At 39.7% G+C, this 16969-nt stretch carries 15 protein-coding genes and 1 pseudogene; 13 read left to right on the top strand and 3 right to left on the bottom strand.

Annotated elements, in window-relative coordinates:
* Positions 1 to 28 precede the first annotated feature (28 nt).
* The gene (gene glnG / locus WA352_RS13760) at positions 29 to 1522 is read right to left on the bottom strand and encodes a nitrogen regulation protein NR(I) (protein WP_033133060.1); all 1494 of its coding nucleotides are present in this window, start codon (positions 1520 to 1522) and stop codon (positions 29 to 31) included.
* On the bottom strand, positions 1509 to 2618 hold the full coding sequence (gene glnL / locus WA352_RS13755) for a nitrogen regulation protein NR(II) (protein WP_004807423.1): 1110 nt from the start codon (positions 2616 to 2618) through the stop codon (positions 1509 to 1511). Before glnL ends, glnG begins: the two co-directional genes overlap by 14 nt.
* Positions 2619 to 2946: 328 nt before the next feature.
* On the opposite strand from glnL, the gene rimO reads away from it, so the two are divergent.
* From rimO to lpxA, 12 genes are all read left to right on the top strand, one after another.
* Entirely contained in the window at positions 2947 to 4290 is a 1344-nt protein-coding gene (gene rimO / locus WA352_RS13750; protein WP_004807421.1) for a 30S ribosomal protein S12 methylthiotransferase RimO, read from the top strand.
* Positions 4291 to 4342: 52 nt separating this feature from the next.
* Positions 4343 to 5071 (top strand): UMP kinase, encoded by a 729-nt coding sequence (pyrH, locus tag WA352_RS13745; RefSeq protein ID WP_004807419.1) that lies wholly within the window; start codon positions 4343 to 4345, stop codon positions 5069 to 5071.
* Between the two features lie 76 nt (positions 5072 to 5147).
* Positions 5148 to 5702, top strand: coding sequence for a ribosome recycling factor (gene frr / locus WA352_RS13740; protein WP_004807417.1), 555 nt, complete (start codon positions 5148 to 5150; stop codon positions 5700 to 5702).
* 7 nt (positions 5703 to 5709) lie between these two features.
* A complete protein-coding gene (gene uppS / locus WA352_RS13735) occupies positions 5710 to 6459 on the top strand; it encodes a polyprenyl diphosphate synthase (protein WP_004807414.1) in 750 nt (249 codons plus the stop codon).
* A gap of 2 nt (positions 6460 to 6461) precedes the next feature.
* Positions 6462 to 7286, top strand: a complete 825-nt coding sequence (locus WA352_RS13730; RefSeq protein WP_004807412.1) for a phosphatidate cytidylyltransferase — start codon at positions 6462 to 6464, stop codon at positions 7284 to 7286.
* The gene (gene ispC, locus WA352_RS13725; RefSeq protein ID WP_005315764.1) at positions 7287 to 8483 is read left to right on the top strand and encodes a 1-deoxy-D-xylulose-5-phosphate reductoisomerase; all 1197 of its coding nucleotides are present in this window, start codon (positions 7287 to 7289) and stop codon (positions 8481 to 8483) included.
* Between the two features lie 5 nt (positions 8484 to 8488).
* A complete protein-coding gene (gene rseP / locus WA352_RS13720; protein ID WP_033133061.1) occupies positions 8489 to 9844 on the top strand; it encodes an RIP metalloprotease RseP in 1356 nt (451 codons plus the stop codon).
* A 34-nt stretch (positions 9845 to 9878) separates the two neighbouring features.
* Positions 9879 to 12389: an outer membrane protein assembly factor BamA gene (bamA, locus tag WA352_RS13715; RefSeq protein WP_216077037.1), complete on the top strand. Its 2511-nt coding sequence runs from the start codon at positions 9879 to 9881 to the stop codon at positions 12387 to 12389.
* 44 nt (positions 12390 to 12433) lie between these two features.
* Entirely contained in the window at positions 12434 to 12934 is a 501-nt protein-coding gene (locus tag WA352_RS13710; RefSeq protein ID WP_004807405.1) for an OmpH family outer membrane protein, read from the top strand.
* A 3-nt stretch (positions 12935 to 12937) separates the two neighbouring features.
* Positions 12938 to 14008 (top strand): UDP-3-O-(3-hydroxymyristoyl)glucosamine N-acyltransferase, encoded by a 1071-nt coding sequence (lpxD, locus tag WA352_RS13705; RefSeq protein ID WP_033133063.1) that lies wholly within the window; start codon positions 12938 to 12940, stop codon positions 14006 to 14008.
* Between the two features lie 6 nt (positions 14009 to 14014).
* Positions 14015 to 14500 (top strand): 3-hydroxyacyl-ACP dehydratase FabZ, encoded by a 486-nt coding sequence (fabZ, locus tag WA352_RS13700; RefSeq protein WP_004653316.1) that lies wholly within the window; start codon positions 14015 to 14017, stop codon positions 14498 to 14500.
* Positions 14497 to 15285: an acyl-ACP--UDP-N-acetylglucosamine O-acyltransferase gene (gene lpxA, locus WA352_RS13695; protein ID WP_033133064.1), complete on the top strand. Its 789-nt coding sequence runs from the start codon at positions 14497 to 14499 to the stop codon at positions 15283 to 15285. Before fabZ ends, lpxA begins: the two co-directional genes overlap by 4 nt.
* A 43-nt stretch (positions 15286 to 15328) precedes the next feature.
* Here lpxA and WA352_RS13690 read toward each other — a convergent pair whose 3' ends face one another.
* Positions 15329 to 16261: a cupin domain-containing protein gene (locus WA352_RS13690; protein ID WP_033133110.1), complete on the bottom strand. Its 933-nt coding sequence runs from the start codon at positions 16259 to 16261 to the stop codon at positions 15329 to 15331.
* A 189-nt stretch (positions 16262 to 16450) separates the two neighbouring features.
* Between WA352_RS13690 and WA352_RS13685 the strand changes: the two are divergent.
* Positions 16451 to 16969 (top strand): annotated as a pseudogene (locus tag WA352_RS13685) (alkane 1-monooxygenase); the annotation flags it as partial.

Below are 16969 nucleotides of genomic sequence, written 5' to 3'. Positions count from 1 at the left end.
TTGTACTCGCTTTTTCATTGTCTTTTAATTATGCAGAACGAATTTCTTCGTCGTCATCGTCATCGGTAGAATCCATACCGAGCTCTTTGAGTTTGCGGGTAAGAGTATTACGTCCCCAACCTAAAAGCTCAGCGGCATGGCGTTTACGTCCACGTGTTTGTTGTAGTGCGGCATTAATCAGCGTGCGCTCAAACATAGGTGTGGCGATGTCTAAAAGTTTCATTTCACCATTTTTAAGCTTTTGGATTGCCCATTGTGCCAATAATTCATCCCAATGATGAACGGCAATGCGTTCAACCAAAGCAGGGCTGGTATTAGACGCAGCTTGAGCATCATTGTTTTTATGCACAGACGCTTGTTTAAGCTCAGCAGGCAGATCTTCCGGATAGACTTCACGACCCGTAATCATCACCGTTAACCAGCGACAAGTATTTTCCAACTGGCGCACGTTACCTGGCCATGGCAGTTGTTGCATATAATCCGTAGTTTCTGTGCGTAAAATTTTAGGACTGACTCCAAGCTCTTTGCCCGCACGTGCCAAGAAGTGTTGCGCTAACATCGGAATGTCTTCGCTACGATGAGACAGCTTTGGAATGTGAATACGAATGACATTTAGACGGTGATATAAGTCTTCACGGAAACGTCCTTCATTCACCAGTTTTTCCAAATCTTGGTGGGTTGCAGCCACGATACGTACATCCACCTTGACTGGGATATGACCACCTACGCGGTAGAACTCACCATCTGCTAAAACACGAAGCAAACGTGTTTGCGTTTCAAACGGCATGTCGCCGATTTCATCAAGAAATAAAGTACCACCATTGGCTTGTTCAAAGCGGCCTTGATGTTGTGTGTTTGCACCTGTAAATGCGCCTTTTTCATGACCAAATAACTCGGTTTCAATCAAGTCTTTTGGAATGGCTGCCATGTTTAGTGCGATAAAAGGTTTGGCGCGACGAGGTGAGTGTTTATGCAGTGCATGGGCAACCAACTCTTTACCTGTACCAGATTCACCATTAATCAATACGGTAATATGGGATTGTGATAAGCGACCAATTGCACGGAATACTTCCTGCATTGCAGGTGATTCACCAATAATTTCGGTCGATTGCAAAGGTGAAGCGGTTTTGGTTGCTTCTTGTTGTTGCAGCTTATTGATATGCAAAATCGCACGATTAACCAAAGCTAATGCTTCATCGATATCGAATGGTTTTGGTAAATACTCAAAAGCACCTGTTTGATAACTCGAAACAGCTGACTCTAAATCAGAGTGTGCTGTCATGATGATGACAGGTAGATCTGGATGCGTATTTTTAACTTTAGATAAGAAGGTTAAACCGTCAATCCCTGGCATACGGATATCGGTTAAAATCACATCGGGCGCATCATCATGTAAACGCTCAAGCGCAGTTTGTGCCTCTTCAAAGTTGGTGACATCAAAACCCTCTTCTTTAAAGGTTTTTTCCAGTACCCAGCGCATGGCACGATCGTCATCTATTACCCAAATTTTATTTCGTGACATGGTTTAACTCCCAAGGTAGATATAGGCTAAATACGGTTTTTCCTGGAACTGATTGACACTCAATCATTCCGTTATGTTGATGCATAATATTTTGAGCAATACTGAGACCCAGTCCTGTGCCTTTGGCGCGGCCAGTGACTAGCGGATAGAAAACAGACTCCAAGATACTTTCAGGAACACCAGGGCCATTGTCTTCAATGTCAATGCGAACCGTTGAGCGATTCAGCACACCATTAATGGTGACAAGGCGTTGTATTCGGGTTCTTAAAACCAGCTCTGGTTCTGAGTCGGTAAAAAAGTCTTTATTCTCAGTCATGGCCTGTACGGCATTAACACTGATATTGAGCATGACCTGAATCAATTGGTCCCGATCGGCCATGACATCAGGCAAGGACAAGTCATAGTCGCGTGTGATCTTAATTTTTTTCTTAGTTTGATTTGCAATGAGTGAGCGAACGCGCTCTAAGGGTTCGTGTACATTGACATGTTCATAACTTGGTAACTGACGAGAGCCAAGCATGGTATCCGCAAGATTGGTCAAACGATCGACTTCACTAATAATAATGTCAGTAAATTCACGATAGTTATCATCACCCAAACTACGGGCAAGTAGTTGTGTTGCGCCACGAATACCTGCTAGTGGGTTTTTAATTTCATGTGCTACACCGCGAACTAACTGTCGAGCGACTTGATGTTGTTGAACTAGGTTTTCTTCTTTCGAAATTTTCAACATGCGGTCAATCGGATTGAGTTCAATTAACAGGAGTGGATGATAGCTTTTGCCTGCATTGAGTTGTGATGCAGTGTAATCGACATGAATCGGTTTAAAATTCACATTGATCACGGCTTCACGACGGGTATAGTGTTGCCCACTTTCTAAAGTGTTTAATAATGCTTCATGTGTATTAAATGAATCATCATGCGCATGCAGTAAATTTAATACAGGTTGACCCGAGGCGCGGAGCAAGCTGATATCAAATAATGCTTCGCAAGCAGAATTTAAATAAAAAATATTAAGCTTACTATCGACCAATAAAATGGCAGTGCTCAGATTATCTACTAAGAGTCGATAGTCGATAGTGTTCTGTTGATCCATTTGTGAATCATCCTGTTTTAAAATGGCGCAATAAATATAAATTTTAATGAATAGCCATTAACTTCTAAAATGTACTTTATGCAAAATACAAGCCAACTTTGTATTAACTAAATTTCAATCACTTAAATCTGAAAGAATCGATTTATACGGTATTTTTCACATACATCTGCTTATTTCAATATTTTATTATGTTCCAAATTGGTGCGTTGTTGAATTTTGTTTAAAAATTTGGTCGTATTTTGGTGCATTACACAAAGAGATGGCTTTGCAGCTATGCGGAAGCAAAGAAAAGTCATACAATACGCCGATTCAAGTGGAGCGCAGATTCATGAAGACCCCCAAAGTCGGTTTTGTATCTTTAGGTTGTCCTAAGGCATTGGTAGATTCTGAACGAATTTTAACTCAGTTAAAGACTGAAGGTTATCAGGTTGCATCAGATTATGACGGTGCAGATTTGGTTGTTGTTAACACCTGTGGTTTTATTGAATCTGCAGTGCAAGAGTCTTTAGATGCCATTGGCGAAGCCATGAGCGAAAACGGTCGAGTGATTGTCACCGGTTGTTTAGGTAAAGACGAAGACAAAATTCGCCAAATGCACCCAAATGTGCTTAAAGTAACAGGTGCGGCAGCTTATCAAGATGTAATGGAAGCAGTGCATGAGTATGTGCCAGCTCCTCCAAAGCACAATCCATTTATTGATTTAGTTCCTGAGCAAGGTGTTCGTTTAACACCGAAGCATTATGCTTATTTAAAAATCTCGGAAGGTTGTAACCACCGTTGTACATTCTGCATTATCCCAAGCATGCGTGGCGACCTCGTGTCTCGTCCTGTAGGGAAAGTGTTGGATGAAGCAGCTGCACTTAAACGCGCCGGTGTAAAAGAAGTCCTTGTGATTTCTCAAGATACGTCTGCATATGGTGTTGATACCAAGTACAAGCTAGATTTTTGGAATGGTCAGCCAGTAAAAACCAAATTCTATGACATGTGTGAAGCGCTTGGCCAGCTTGGGATTTGGGTTCGTTTGCATTACGTTTATCCATATCCGCATGTAGATGCTGCCATTGATTTGATGGCACAAGGTAAAATCCTGCCTTATTTAGATATTCCTTTTCAGCATGCCAGTCCGCGCATCTTAAAATTGATGAAGCGACCAGCCCATAGTGAAAATACTTTAGAACGTCTTAAATTGTGGCGTGAAAAATGCCCTGAATTGGTGATTCGTTCAACTTTCGTTGTTGGTTTCCCTGGTGAAACTGAAGACGATTTCCAAATGTTGTTGGAATGGCTCAAAGAAGCTCAGCTCGATCGCGTTGGTTGTTTTACCTATTCACCAGTTGAAGGTGCGACAGCAAATGATCTACCTGATCATGTGCCAGAAGAAATTAAACAAAATCGCTATGAGCGTTTTATGGAAGTCCAGCAAGAGATTTCTGCTGCAAAACTGCAAAAACGTATTGGTCAAACTATGACTGTATTGGTGGATGGTCTAGAAGACGAATTCCCAGTTGCTGTGGCACGCTCATATGCGGATGCACCAGAAATTGATGGCAATGTTTTTGTTGAAGATATTGATAAGAGTGTGATTAAAGCTGGCGATTTGCTAGAAGTCGAGATTACCGATGCAGATGAATATGATTTGTATGCAAAGTTAATTCAGATTAAATCTGCTTGATGTTGAATTAAATTTAAGAAAGTTTTGAGATTAGTCGGTTTGGAGTATAGGTATGTCAGCTTCTAAAAATCCACGTTATGCACGAATTTTGCTAAAGCTTTCGGGTGAAGCTTTAGCTGGTAATAAAGATATGGGTATTGATGCCCAAGTATTAGATCAAATGTCACTTTCAATCGCTCACTTGGTTGGTTTAGGTGTTCAGGTTGGTATTGTTGTTGGTGGTGGTAATTTATACCGTGGTAGCCAACTACAGAAAGACGGCTTGGTTGGTCGTGTTACTGGTGACCAGATGGGCATGTTGGCAACTGTGATGAACGGTTTGGCACTGCGCGATGCATTGGTGCGCCGCAATATCAAAACACGTCTTATGTCTGCATTGTCGATTGGTACGGTGGTGGAACCATATTCAAGCCGTGATGCGATTCGTCATTTAAGCCAAAATGAAGTATGCGTATTTGTTGCTGGTACAGGTAATCCATTCTTTACTACGGATACAGCTGCTTGCTTGCGCGGTATCGAGATTGAAGCAAACTTGATCTTGAAAGCAACTAAGGTTGATGGTGTTTATAACAAAGATCCAAGTAAATACGATGATGCGGTTAAATATGATCATTTAACTTTTGATCAGGTTCTTGATGAGAAGCTGGGTGTAATGGATCTTACGGCAATTTGTTTATGCCGTGACCATAATGTTCCATTGCAAGTTTTTGATATGAACAAATCTGGTGCATTGCTTTCTGTTGTAATGGGCGAAAAAGAGGGTACTCACGTAACGAACTAATGTACGTGAGCCATAAAGCTCTTTATACTAATGTCTAAATATTTTGTAATACCTATGAATAAGTAAGGAAGATCATATGATTAACGATCTCAAACAAGATGGCGAACAGCGTATGCAGAAGTCGCTTGACTCGTTAGAGTTAGGCTTTGCTAAAGTTCGTACAGGTCGTGCGCACCCATCTATTTTAAATGGTGTGATGGTTTCTTACTATGGCTCTGATGTTCCATTGAATCAAGTGGCAAACGTTGGGCTTGAGGATTCGCGTACACTATTGGTACAACCATTTGAACGTTCGATGGTTGCTGCGATTGATAAAGCGATTCGTGAAGCCGGTTTGGGATTGAACCCAATTACTGCTGACGCAATCCGTGTACCAATGGCTGCGTTAACTGAAGAAACTCGTCGTGACATGCAAAAAGTTGCGCGTAGCGAAGCTGAAAATGCCAAAGTTGCGATTCGTAATATTCGTCGTGATGTGTTAGGTGATATCAAAGCATTGTTGAAAGAAAAAGAAATTTCTGAAGATGATGATCGCCGTGCGTCAGATGAGATTCAGAAAATGACTGATAAATATGTTGCAGAGGTTGATAAGCGTCTTGCAGCGAAAGAAGCAGAATTGATGAAGGTCTAATGTTATTATGACCTTGCAAGAAGAACCGCTTCTTCCCCAACATGTTGCCATCATTATGGATGGCAACAATCGTTTTGCCAAAAAAAAGCAAATGCAAAAAGGTGATGGGCATCGTGAAGGCAAAAATGTCTTGGATCCTATTGTTGAACATTGCAAAAAAGAAGGTGTTCGTGCATTAACAGTTTTTGCATTTTCAAGCGAAAACTGGAATCGACCACAGTACGAAGTTGATTTGTTAATGAAGTTGTTAGAAGAAACAATTCATGAGCAATTACCGCGTATGGAGAGGTTCAATATCGCGCTACGCTTCATTGGAGACCGTTCTCGGTTGTCAAATGAGTTGCGTGATTTAATGCAATATGCAGAGCAGAAAACCGCAGCTTTTGATTCAATGACGCTTACCATTGCCATTAGTTATGGTGGTATGTGGGATATGGCACATGCAGCAAAAGTGATTGCGCAAGAAGTACTTGCTGGAAAACTTCAAGCAGATCAGATAAATGTTGATTTATTTGATAAATATGTCAGTCTAAATGATCTTCCTGCTGTGGATTTGTTAATTCGTACAGGCGGAGATTACCGTTTATCTAACTTCTTATTGTGGCAAGCTGCGTATGCGGAGTTGTATTTTACCGATACCTTGTGGCCAGAATTTACCATAGAAGAGTTGGATCGCGCATTTCGTGTTTTTTCAGGACGTGAAAGACGCTTTGGTAAAACCTCAGAACAGATTCAACAAGCGAAAATAGAGAATTAATAATGTTAGAGCGGATTATTACCGCATTGGTGTTAGTTGCTGTTGTTTTAAGTTGCATGTTTGCAACGCAATCACATTATCCAATGTTTGTGCTTATGATTTTAGCCGCGGGGGTTGCAGGTTATGAGTGGTTTAAGCTTATGCCTAGAACTACAACGCCTGTGTCAAAACCTAAGGCTTGGGTATATGGGGGATGTGTTGCGCTAATATCAACACTGGCATTATTTTTTGATGATGTAGCACTTTTACTTTGGGCTGCATCCATTCTCACTTGGTTGGGTAGTATCTATTGGGTTAAGAATTTCCCACAATCTGATAGTTGGTACAATGTATCATTACATATTGTTGGATTTATTCTTATTTCTGCTGCAGTGACCGCCCTTTATGGCGTGTGGCATAGTTCACCATGGTGGCTGATGTATTTGTTCCTTTTGGTATGGGGAGCGGATAGTGGTGCCTACTTTGTTGGGCGTAAATTCGGTAAGAAAAAACTTGCACCCTTTGTGAGCCCGAACAAATCTGTGGAAGGTTTGTATGGTGGTATTGCAACAACCATTATCATTATGTTGGTTGTGCAGTATTTCTATCTAAATTTAAGTGTTATACAACTGATCTTATTTTTGGTCCTTTCAATTATTACCGTGTTTGCTTCGGTATTGGGTGACTTGTTTGAATCTATGATTAAGCGTCGTGCGGGAATTAAGGATTCAGGTCGTGTTCTTCCAGGGCATGGTGGTGTATTGGATCGTATCGATTCTTTGCTTGCTGCCGCACCGATTTTTGCGACAGGTATGTATATATTAAAACTTATTGGTGTAGATCTTTAAATGACTCAAGCTGTTTGTATATTGGGTGTTACGGGTTCAATTGGCCAAAGTACTTTAAAAGTATTGGAACAACACCCAGATCAATACACTGTATTTGCAGTCTCTGCATATAGTCGTTTAGATGAACTTTTAGAAATTTGTAAAAAATATCATCCGAAAATTGTTGTTGTGCCAAATGAGAAAGCATTGGAGTTGCAACAACGTTTCAATCAAGAAAATCTAAAACAGATTGAAATTTTAACTGATGAAACAGGCTTGATCACAATCGCTGAACATGCTGATGTTGATATAGTGATGGCAGCGATTGTCGGTGCTGCTGGTCTGCTGCCAACACTTGCTGCAGTAAAAGCTGGTAAGCGTGTTCTACTCGCGAATAAAGAATCATTGGTAATGTCTGGCGACATTATGATGCAGGCGGCAAAAGAGAATAATGCGCTATTATTGCCTGTAGACTCTGAGCACAATGCAATCTTCCAGTCTTTACCACATAATTATCTAAATGCAGAAAGAACGGGGCAGCCACAATTAGGTGTCTCGCAAATTTTATTGACTGCATCTGGTGGTCCTTTCCTGAATCACACCTTAGAGCAATTAAAAGACGTAACGCCGCAACAAGCATGTAAGCATCCGAACTGGTCTATGGGGCAAAAAATCTCCGTAGATTCTGCAACTTTGATGAATAAAGGCTTAGAATTGATCGAAGCTTGCCATTTGTTTTCAATATCAGAACATTTTGTTACAGTTGTTGTTCATCCACAAAGTATTATTCACTCCATGGTGCAATATGTGGATGGATCAACTTTGGCACAAATGGGTAATCCTGATATGTGCACACCGATTGCACATGCATTGGCGTGGCCAAAACGTTTGGCAACACACGTTCCTGCATTAAATTTATTTGAGACAGCTCAATTAAATTTCCAATCACCTGATCTTGTTAAATTTCCAGCATTGGATTTAGCACGTCAAGCGATGCGCGCAGGCGGTTTAGCACCAACGATTTTAAATGCTGCAAATGAAATTGCAGTTGCAGCATTTTTGCAACAAAGAATTAGATTTACTCAGATTGCTGAAGTAGTCGAAAATACTTTGCAAACTGTACAAAATGCTAAAGCAGAAAACATAGACATCATTTTACAGACTGATATGATCGCAAGACGAATTGCAGAAAAGTATATTGTGGGTATAGGAGGCTAAATCGTATGAATGCACTATTTATGATTGTTGCAGCGATTTTATTGCTTGGTCCTCTGATCGCAATTCACGAATTTGGTCATTATTGGGTCGCGCGTAAACTGGGTGTTAAGGTCCTGGTCTATTCCATTGGTTTTGGCCCAACTTTGTTGAAATGGCAATCTAAAAAATCAGGCATCCAATATCAACTTTCAGCATTACCACTCGGTGGTTATGTCAAAATGCTGGATGAGCGTGAAGGGAATGTTGCTGAACAAGATTTACCTTATGCGTTTAACCGTCAATCTCCGTGGAAACGGATTGCGATTGTTGCTGCTGGCCCGTTAATTAATCTGATTTTTGCAGTATTCCTGTTTTGGATTTTATTCTTGCCAGCGCAAGAACAGCTGAATACCCGTATTGGTAAAGTCATGCCGAATACGCCAGCAGCACAAGTTGATCTACATGTAGGCGATAAAGTGTTGATGGTTGATGGTCAAACAACATCGACATGGGAAAAGTTGAATTATGCTTTGGTCAACCGTGTAGGTGAAACTGGGCAGGTTTCAATCATTGTTGATCGTGCTGGAACCGAGAAGCAATTTAGTTTACCGATTAAAGAATTTTTGAAAGATCAGAGCCAATCGCCATTAGATGTACTTGGCTTCTTACCTTATCGCCCTGTTATTCCTGCAACAGTCAAAGAACTGAGTGCGGATGGCGCGGCAGTCCGTCAAGGAATGAAGGTTGGAGATCAAATTGTTGCAATTGATAATGTTGCAATGAAAGATTGGTTTGATGTGGTTGATGTGGTTCAAAAATCACCAGAAAAGCTTTTGAATATTGATGTGCTACGTCAAGGTCAATTGGTACATCTACAAGTGATGCCTCAAGGGCAACGCGATAATATGGGTAATACGACTGGGATGCTCGGCGTGAAAAGTGATGCTGGCAAAATCACGATTCCAAATGATTACAAGCAGACCATTCAATATTCGCCTGTTGAGGCGCTTGTGGTAGCTTTTGAAAAGACAACACAGCTTTCAGGCATGATTTTCAACTCCATCATTAAAATGGTGCGAGGCTTAATTGGTTTAGATAATTTATCTGGTCCAATCACAATTGCCAAAGTTGCTGGTCAAAGTGCAGAAATGGGGTGGCAAACCTTTATTTCATTCATGGCTTTGATGAGTGTAAGTTTGGGGATTCTAAACTTATTGCCGATTCCTATGTTGGATGGTGGTCATTTAGTTTATTACTTTATCGAAGCAATTCGTGGTAAACCTGTTTCTGAACAAATACAGATGTTTGGTCTAAAAGTTGGTATGGTACTGCTCGGTAGCATGATGCTTTTGGCTTTATTTAACGACTTCATGCGTTTATAACAACGCAAATGGAATTTAACTTACTGGAAAATATATGGGCATGCGTCACACACATTTATTAATGCCTTTGGCACTGGTTAGTGCGATGGCAGTGGTACAACAAGCATACGCAGCAGATGAGTTTCTTGCACGAGATATACGAATTGATGGCTTAGTGCGTTTAACACCTGCAAGTATCTATTCTATGTTACCAATAAATAGTGGCGATAGAGTAAGTGATCCAATGATTGCTGAGTCAATCCGCACTTTATATGCCTCAGGTTTATTTGACGATATTAAAACTTATAAAGAAAATGATGTTTTAGTTTTTAAAGTTGTTGAACGTCCAGTTATTTCTAAATTGGAATTTAAAGGCAATAAACTTATTCCGAAAGAAGCCTTAGAACAAGGCTTAAAGAAGATGGGTATTGCTGAAGGTGAAGTGTTTAAGAAGTCTGCATTGCAGACCATTGAAACTGAGCTTGAACAACAATATACCCAGCAAGGTCGTTATGATGCGGATGTAACGGTTGAAACTGTTGCGCGTCCAAATAACCGTGTTGAATTAAAGCTTAACTTTAATGAAGGTACGGCGGCTAAAGTATTTGATATCAATATTATTGGTAATACAGTCTTTAGTGATAGTGATATCAAGCAGGCTTTTGCAGTCAAAGAAAGTGGTTGGGCATCGATTGTTACGCGTAACGACCGTTATGCACGTGAGAAAATGGCGGCTAGTTTAGAAGCTTTACGTGCACTCTATTTAAACAAAGGTTATATCAACTTTAATATCATCAATTCGCAATTGAATATTAGTGAAGATAAAAAGCACATCTTCATTGAAGTTTCAGTAGATGAAGGTAGTCAGTTTAAATTTGGTGAAACGAAGTTCTTAGGTGATGCACTTTATAAACCTGAAGAGTTACAAGCACTAAAACTATATAAAGATGGCGAAACTTATTCACAAGAACGAGTAAATGCGGTTAAGCAGCTGTTATTGCGTAAATATGGTAATGCTGGCTATTACTATGCTGAAGTGAATGTTGTACCTGATATTAATAACCAAACTGGTATTGTTGGTTTAAATTACTACATCAATCCTGGTCAACAAGTAACAGTACGTCGTATTAACTTCACAGGTAACAGTAAAACTGCGGATGAAGTATTGCGTCGTGAAATGCGCCAAATGGAAGGTGCGTTGGCAAGTAATGAGAAAATTGACTTATCTAAAGTGCGTTTAGAGCGTACAGGTTTCTTTAAAACTGTTGATGTTAAACCTGTCCGTGTTCCAAACTCTACAGACGAAGTTGACTTAAATGTCAATGTTGAAGAACAACATTCTGGTACGACTACGCTTGCAGTAGGTTACTCTCAGAATGGTGGTGTAACTTTCCAAGCGGGTTTAAGTCAAACCAACTTTATGGGTACAGGTAATCGTGTTGCGGTCGATTTGTCACGTTCTGAAACACAAGATTACTATAACTTAAGCGTAACTGACCCGTATTTCACCATTGATGGTGTCAGCCGTGGTTATAACGTTTATTACCGTAAAACCAAGCTGAATAAAGACTATAACGTTAACAACTACGTCACCGATAGTATTGGTGGTAGTGTAAGTTTCGGTTATCCAATCGATGAAAACCAAAGCTTAAGTGCCTCTTTAGGTGTTGATCAAACCAAAGTACGTACTGGTCCGAGCGTTTCGACTTATATCCGTGATTACTTATTAGCGAATGGTGGTAAAGCGACTGGTAGTTCAAGCTACTGTCCTTTAGATGAGAATGGTAATTCACAAATTGACGAGACGACTTTGCAGTGTAAGGTTCCTTTAACAACTTACGATAATGCATTTGAAGGTACTTTCTTAACCTATAACTTGAACTTGGGTTGGTCATATAACACATTAAACCGACCAATTTTCCCAACTTCAGGTATGTCACATCGTGTCGGTTTAGAAATTGGCTTGCCAGGTAGCGATGTTGATTATCAAAAAGTAACATATGATGCGCAAGCGTTTAAATCACTTTGGGGTGGTTTTGTCCTTCGTGGTTACGGTAAGTTAGGCTATGGTAATGATCTACCATTCTATAAGAACTTCTATGCGGGTGGTTACGGTTCTGTTCGTGGTTATGACAATAGCTCTCTAGGCCCAAGATATCCAAGTGTAATTTTCCAGAAAACTGATCAAACTGACCTTGACCCAGAAGAGGTTGGTGGTAATGCACTCGTCCAATTCGGTACAGAACTTGCGATTCCTTTACCATTTAAAGGGGATTGGACACGTCAAGTACGTCCAGTATTGTTTGCCGAGGGTGCTCAAGTTTTCGATACGAAATGTGATGTTCCAACTGGCACAATGAAAATGAATAATAGCAATATTGATATTAAGCAGTATTGTAAAGACAACTACAATTTTGATTTTGGTAATATGCGTTATAGCGTCGGTGTTGGTTTCACATGGATTACCATGATTGGTCCATTATCATTGAGCTATGCATTCCCGCTGAATGATAAAAAAGGCGATGATACTAAATCAATCCAATTCGAAATCGGTCGTACCTTCTAAGGTCGACCTTATTTAGCGCTGTAATATATATAAAGGATGTCATAATGAAAACATTAACAATGCTCATGTTAGGTTTGGGATTCACGGTTTCTGCGTCTGTAAATGCTGCAGGACTTGGTGTGGTTGATTTAGCGAAAGTTGTTGAAAGCAGTACTTATCTAAAACAACAAAATGCGAGCCTCACCCAGTCAGTTAAACCAACTTCGACTCGATTGGAGCAATTGGGTAAAGAATTAGAATCTTTGCAGCAAAAAGCACAGACTGATGGTCAAAAAATGAATCAGGCTGATATTCAGAAACTTACTGCTCAATATCAGGCAAAGTTAAGTGAATTTAATTCGACTCAACAGGGCTTACAGACTAAAGTTCAGTCAAGCTTACAGGCGATGAATACAACTTTTGAGTCACGTGTGAAGCAAGCTGCTGAACAATTGCGTAAAGAAAGTAATTTAGACTTTATTTTAAATAAAAATTCTACGATTGCCTCTGACGCACAGTATGATTTAACTGATAAAATGATCCAAAAGGTCAATGCTATTAAATAATCAATGAATAGACGTACTTATCGTTTAGAAGAAGTTGCTCACCTTGTCAAAGGTGAGCATTTTGGTGAGAAGAATTTCCAAATTTCTAATTTGGCAAGTTTAGAACACGCAGAAAAACAGCATATTTGCTTTGTAAATGGTGAAAAATATTTGGCGGCAGCTGAAGCAAGTCACGCTGGTGTATATATTGTTACCGCAGCACTTAAACAGCAGCTTGTAAACAAACAAAATTTTATTGTTGTTGATAATCCTTATTTGGCATTTGCCACACTTACACATTTATTTGAAAAAAAGATAACTCAATGCGGTATCGAGAGTACTGCTCGAATTCATCCATCTGCAATTATCGCTGATGATGCCTATATAGGGCACTATGTTGTGATCGGTGAAAACTGTGTCGTGGGTAATAATACCATTATTCAAGCTCACGCTTTTCTTGATGATGAAGTCGAAGTTGGTAAAGATTGCTTTATTGATGCGCATGTTACCATAACAGGTGCTGCAAAATTAAAAGACCGTGTTCGTATTCATGCCAATACGGTCATCGGCACTGAAGGTTTTGGTTTTGCTCCTTATCAAGGGAAGTGGCATCGCATCGCTCAACTTGGTTCAGTGCGTATTGGAAATGATGTTCGTATTGGTTCAAATTGTAGTATTGATCGTGGTGCACTCGATGACACAATTTTAGAAGATGGTGTCATTATTGATAACCTTGTGCAAATTGCTCACAATGTTCAAATTGGAGAGAATACTGCGATTGCCGCGAATTGCGGAATTGCAGGAAGCGCGAAAATTGGCAAAAACTGTATCATGGGCGGTGCTTCAGGTGTGGTTGGACACCTTGAAATTACAGATAACGTGACACTTACAGCAATGTCAATGGTCACAAAAAATATTTCTGAAGCTGGAACATATTCTTCTGGCATGGGACTTTTTGAAAATAGTCACTGGAAAAAGACGATTGTGCGCTTAAGACAATTAGCAGATGTGCCATTGACCCAAATCACTAAAAGACTTGATCATATGCAAGCTCAATTAGAGTCCCTTGAATCAACCTTTAAGTTGCGTAAATAATTTATTATGACTGAGTCTACTTCTCCAGCATTTACAATGCCTGAATTACCGATGGATATTCTTACGATTCGTGAATATTTACCCCATCGATATCCATTTTTATTAGTCGATCGTGTTACCGAAGTCACTGAAAATAGTATTGTCGGTTATAAAAACGTTTCGATTAATGAAGAGTTTTTACAAGGGCATTTTCCAACCTATCCAATTATGCCAGGTGTGCTGATCATTGAAGCTCTCGCACAAGTTTCTGGTATATTAGGTTTTGTACTTACAAATCAAAAGCCAAAAGCAGGTTCTTTGTTCCTGTTTGCGGGTGCTGAGAAAATCAGATTTAAAAAACAAGTTGTTGCGGGTGACCAGCTCATCTTAAAATCTGAACTTGTGATGCAAAAACGTGGCATTTACAAGTACAATTGTACCGCTAGTGTTGATGGCAAGGTTGCCGCGACAGCAGAGATTATTATTTCCCACCAGAAAATAGAGCAGACATGAGTAGTCAAAATTTAATACATCCTACAGCAATTATTGACCCGTCTGCAGAAATCGCTTCTGATGTACAAATTGGTCCATATTGTATTGTAGGTCCAAATGTAAGTATTGACTCTGGTACCAAATTACATTCACATGTTGTTATTGGTGGTTTTACGAGAATTGGTAAAAATAATGATATTTTCCAATTCTCGAGTATTGGGGAAATTTGCCAGGATTTGAAATATCAAGGCGAAGAAACTTGGCTAGAAATTGGTGATCATAATTCGATTCGTGAGCACTGTACGTTGCACCGCGGTACAGTTCAGGATCATAGTTTGACCAAGATTGGTAGCCATAACTTATTAATGGTGAATACGCATATTGCACATGACTGTGTCATTGGGGACCATAATATTTTTGCCAATAATGTGGGTGTCGCTGGGCATGTGCATGTTGGTGATCATGTAATTGTCGGCGGTAATGCGGGCATTCATCAATTCTGTAGAATTGACTCTTACAGCATGATCGGTGGAGCTGCTTTAATTCTTAAAGATGTTCCTGCCTATATCATGGCCTCTGGTAATCCTGCACGTGCCTTTGGTATGAATATCGAAGGAATGCGTCGTAAGGGCTGGTCTAGAGATACCATTCAAGGTTTAAGAGAAGCCTATAAATTAATCTATAAATCTGGTTTAACCACTGAACAAGCGATTGAACAGATTCGTAATGAAATTCTAGTGAAGACGCCTGAAGCGCAATTGTTTATTGACTCTTTAGAACAGTCAACTCGCGGTATTGTTCGCTAATTGCTAGATTAAAAAAAAGACACTGCGGTGTCTTTTTTTATGCTTAATTTTCCTGTTCTACAAACTGCTGACGATATTGTTTCGGAGAGTGTTCAAAAGTACGTTTAAAAGCCTGACTAAATGCAGTTTCTGATGAGTAACCCACTTTATTGGCAATTTGTTGAACTGAATAATTACTTTTACGCAGATATTGGCTGGCTAAGCGCATACGATGTTGCTGTAGATAAGCAAGAGGTGATTCACCAATCACTTCGTGGAATAGACTAGCAAACTTTGAACGTGACATACAACATTGTTCGGCAAGTAATTCAACCGTCCAAGCATCTTCTGGATGGTTGTGAATGGCTGCCAAACTGTTACTGAGCTCAGGATGATTTAAAGCGCTGAGCCAACCATGTTGACTTGAGATTTGTTGAATATGATCTCGAATACATTTGATTAATAAAATGTTGACCAAATGATCGATGATGATATCGCGGCCTGCTTGAATATTTTGTGTTTCTAAGGCAAGGAAATGTAAGCCAATTTGTAGCCATTCTGGTGCATTGGTATCTCCGTGTTGGAGATGAATAATGGGTGGTAAGGCCTGAATAAAAGGACGCGCCATAATAGTGTCAATTTGGCAGCGTACCGTCAGAATGAGATTTTTTTCGGATGACTGTGTGCCGAATTCGATGGCTTCTTCTTTATGACCATCGAACAGCTTTGAAATATCAACAGCATCGACCAGTTTAGTAATCGTATTATCTGCGCCTGTATGTGCTTTTCCTGATGGAATAACCACAATTTCACCCGCATGTGCAGTTAAACTATTTTGTGCGTCAATTTGAATAAAAAAAGAACCAACTAAAACAATATGAACAATTAAGGCGGTTTGATCTTGGCAGATAAAACTCCATTCTCCTTGAGTTTTCAAGTAGATATATTCAGTGTGATTTAAATGAATATCAGCAAATATTTTACTTAAAGCATCCATATGATTTTTTAACGATGTATTCATTTAAATTATAGAGAGCTGCGCCAATAACTCAATATGTGTTTATAGGACAAAAACAGGGTGGATGATGCCAAAGACTTTGACATAGCTTTTTTGGACGCTTGCAACTGTCATGAATTTCATAATTCCTCAAAATATACTTATATATACAAAGACATGGATTCGATGATGAATGCGCCAGTAAATGTTGAGCAAGAACTTACGCCAGTAAGCATTCCAAAGTCAAAAACTCAGTTGGATCGTAAACGTTATTTATGGGCCATTAGCCCAGCTTTGCCTGTAATCGGAATTGGTATTTTGGCAGGTTATCAATTTGCACCACGTCCATTGAAAAAAATCTTTGCTTTAGGTGGTCCAATTGTTTTACACATTGTGATTCCAACAATTGATACGATTATTGGGAAAGATGCCAATAATCCAACCGATGAAGATATTAAGCTGTTAGAAAAAGACCCATATTATTCTCGATTGGTTAAAAGCTTTATTCCACTACAATATGCAGCCAATGTTTATGCATGTTATTTATCAAGCCGTAAAGAAACCTCTTTCATTGATAAGATTTTTCTAGGTATTTCAATGGGCGCAATTAATGGGATTGCCATTAATACTGCACATGAGCTAAGTCATAAATCTGATCGTATTGACCATATTCTTTCGCATTTGGCGTTGGTACCAACAGGGTATAAC

It is taken from the genome of Acinetobacter sp. 102, from assembly GCF_037028485.1.
GTDB lineage: Bacteria > Pseudomonadota > Gammaproteobacteria > Pseudomonadales > Moraxellaceae > Acinetobacter > Acinetobacter higginsii.
Note: the sequence above shows the minus strand (reverse complement) of the source record. Positions and strands in the feature narration are given on the sequence as shown.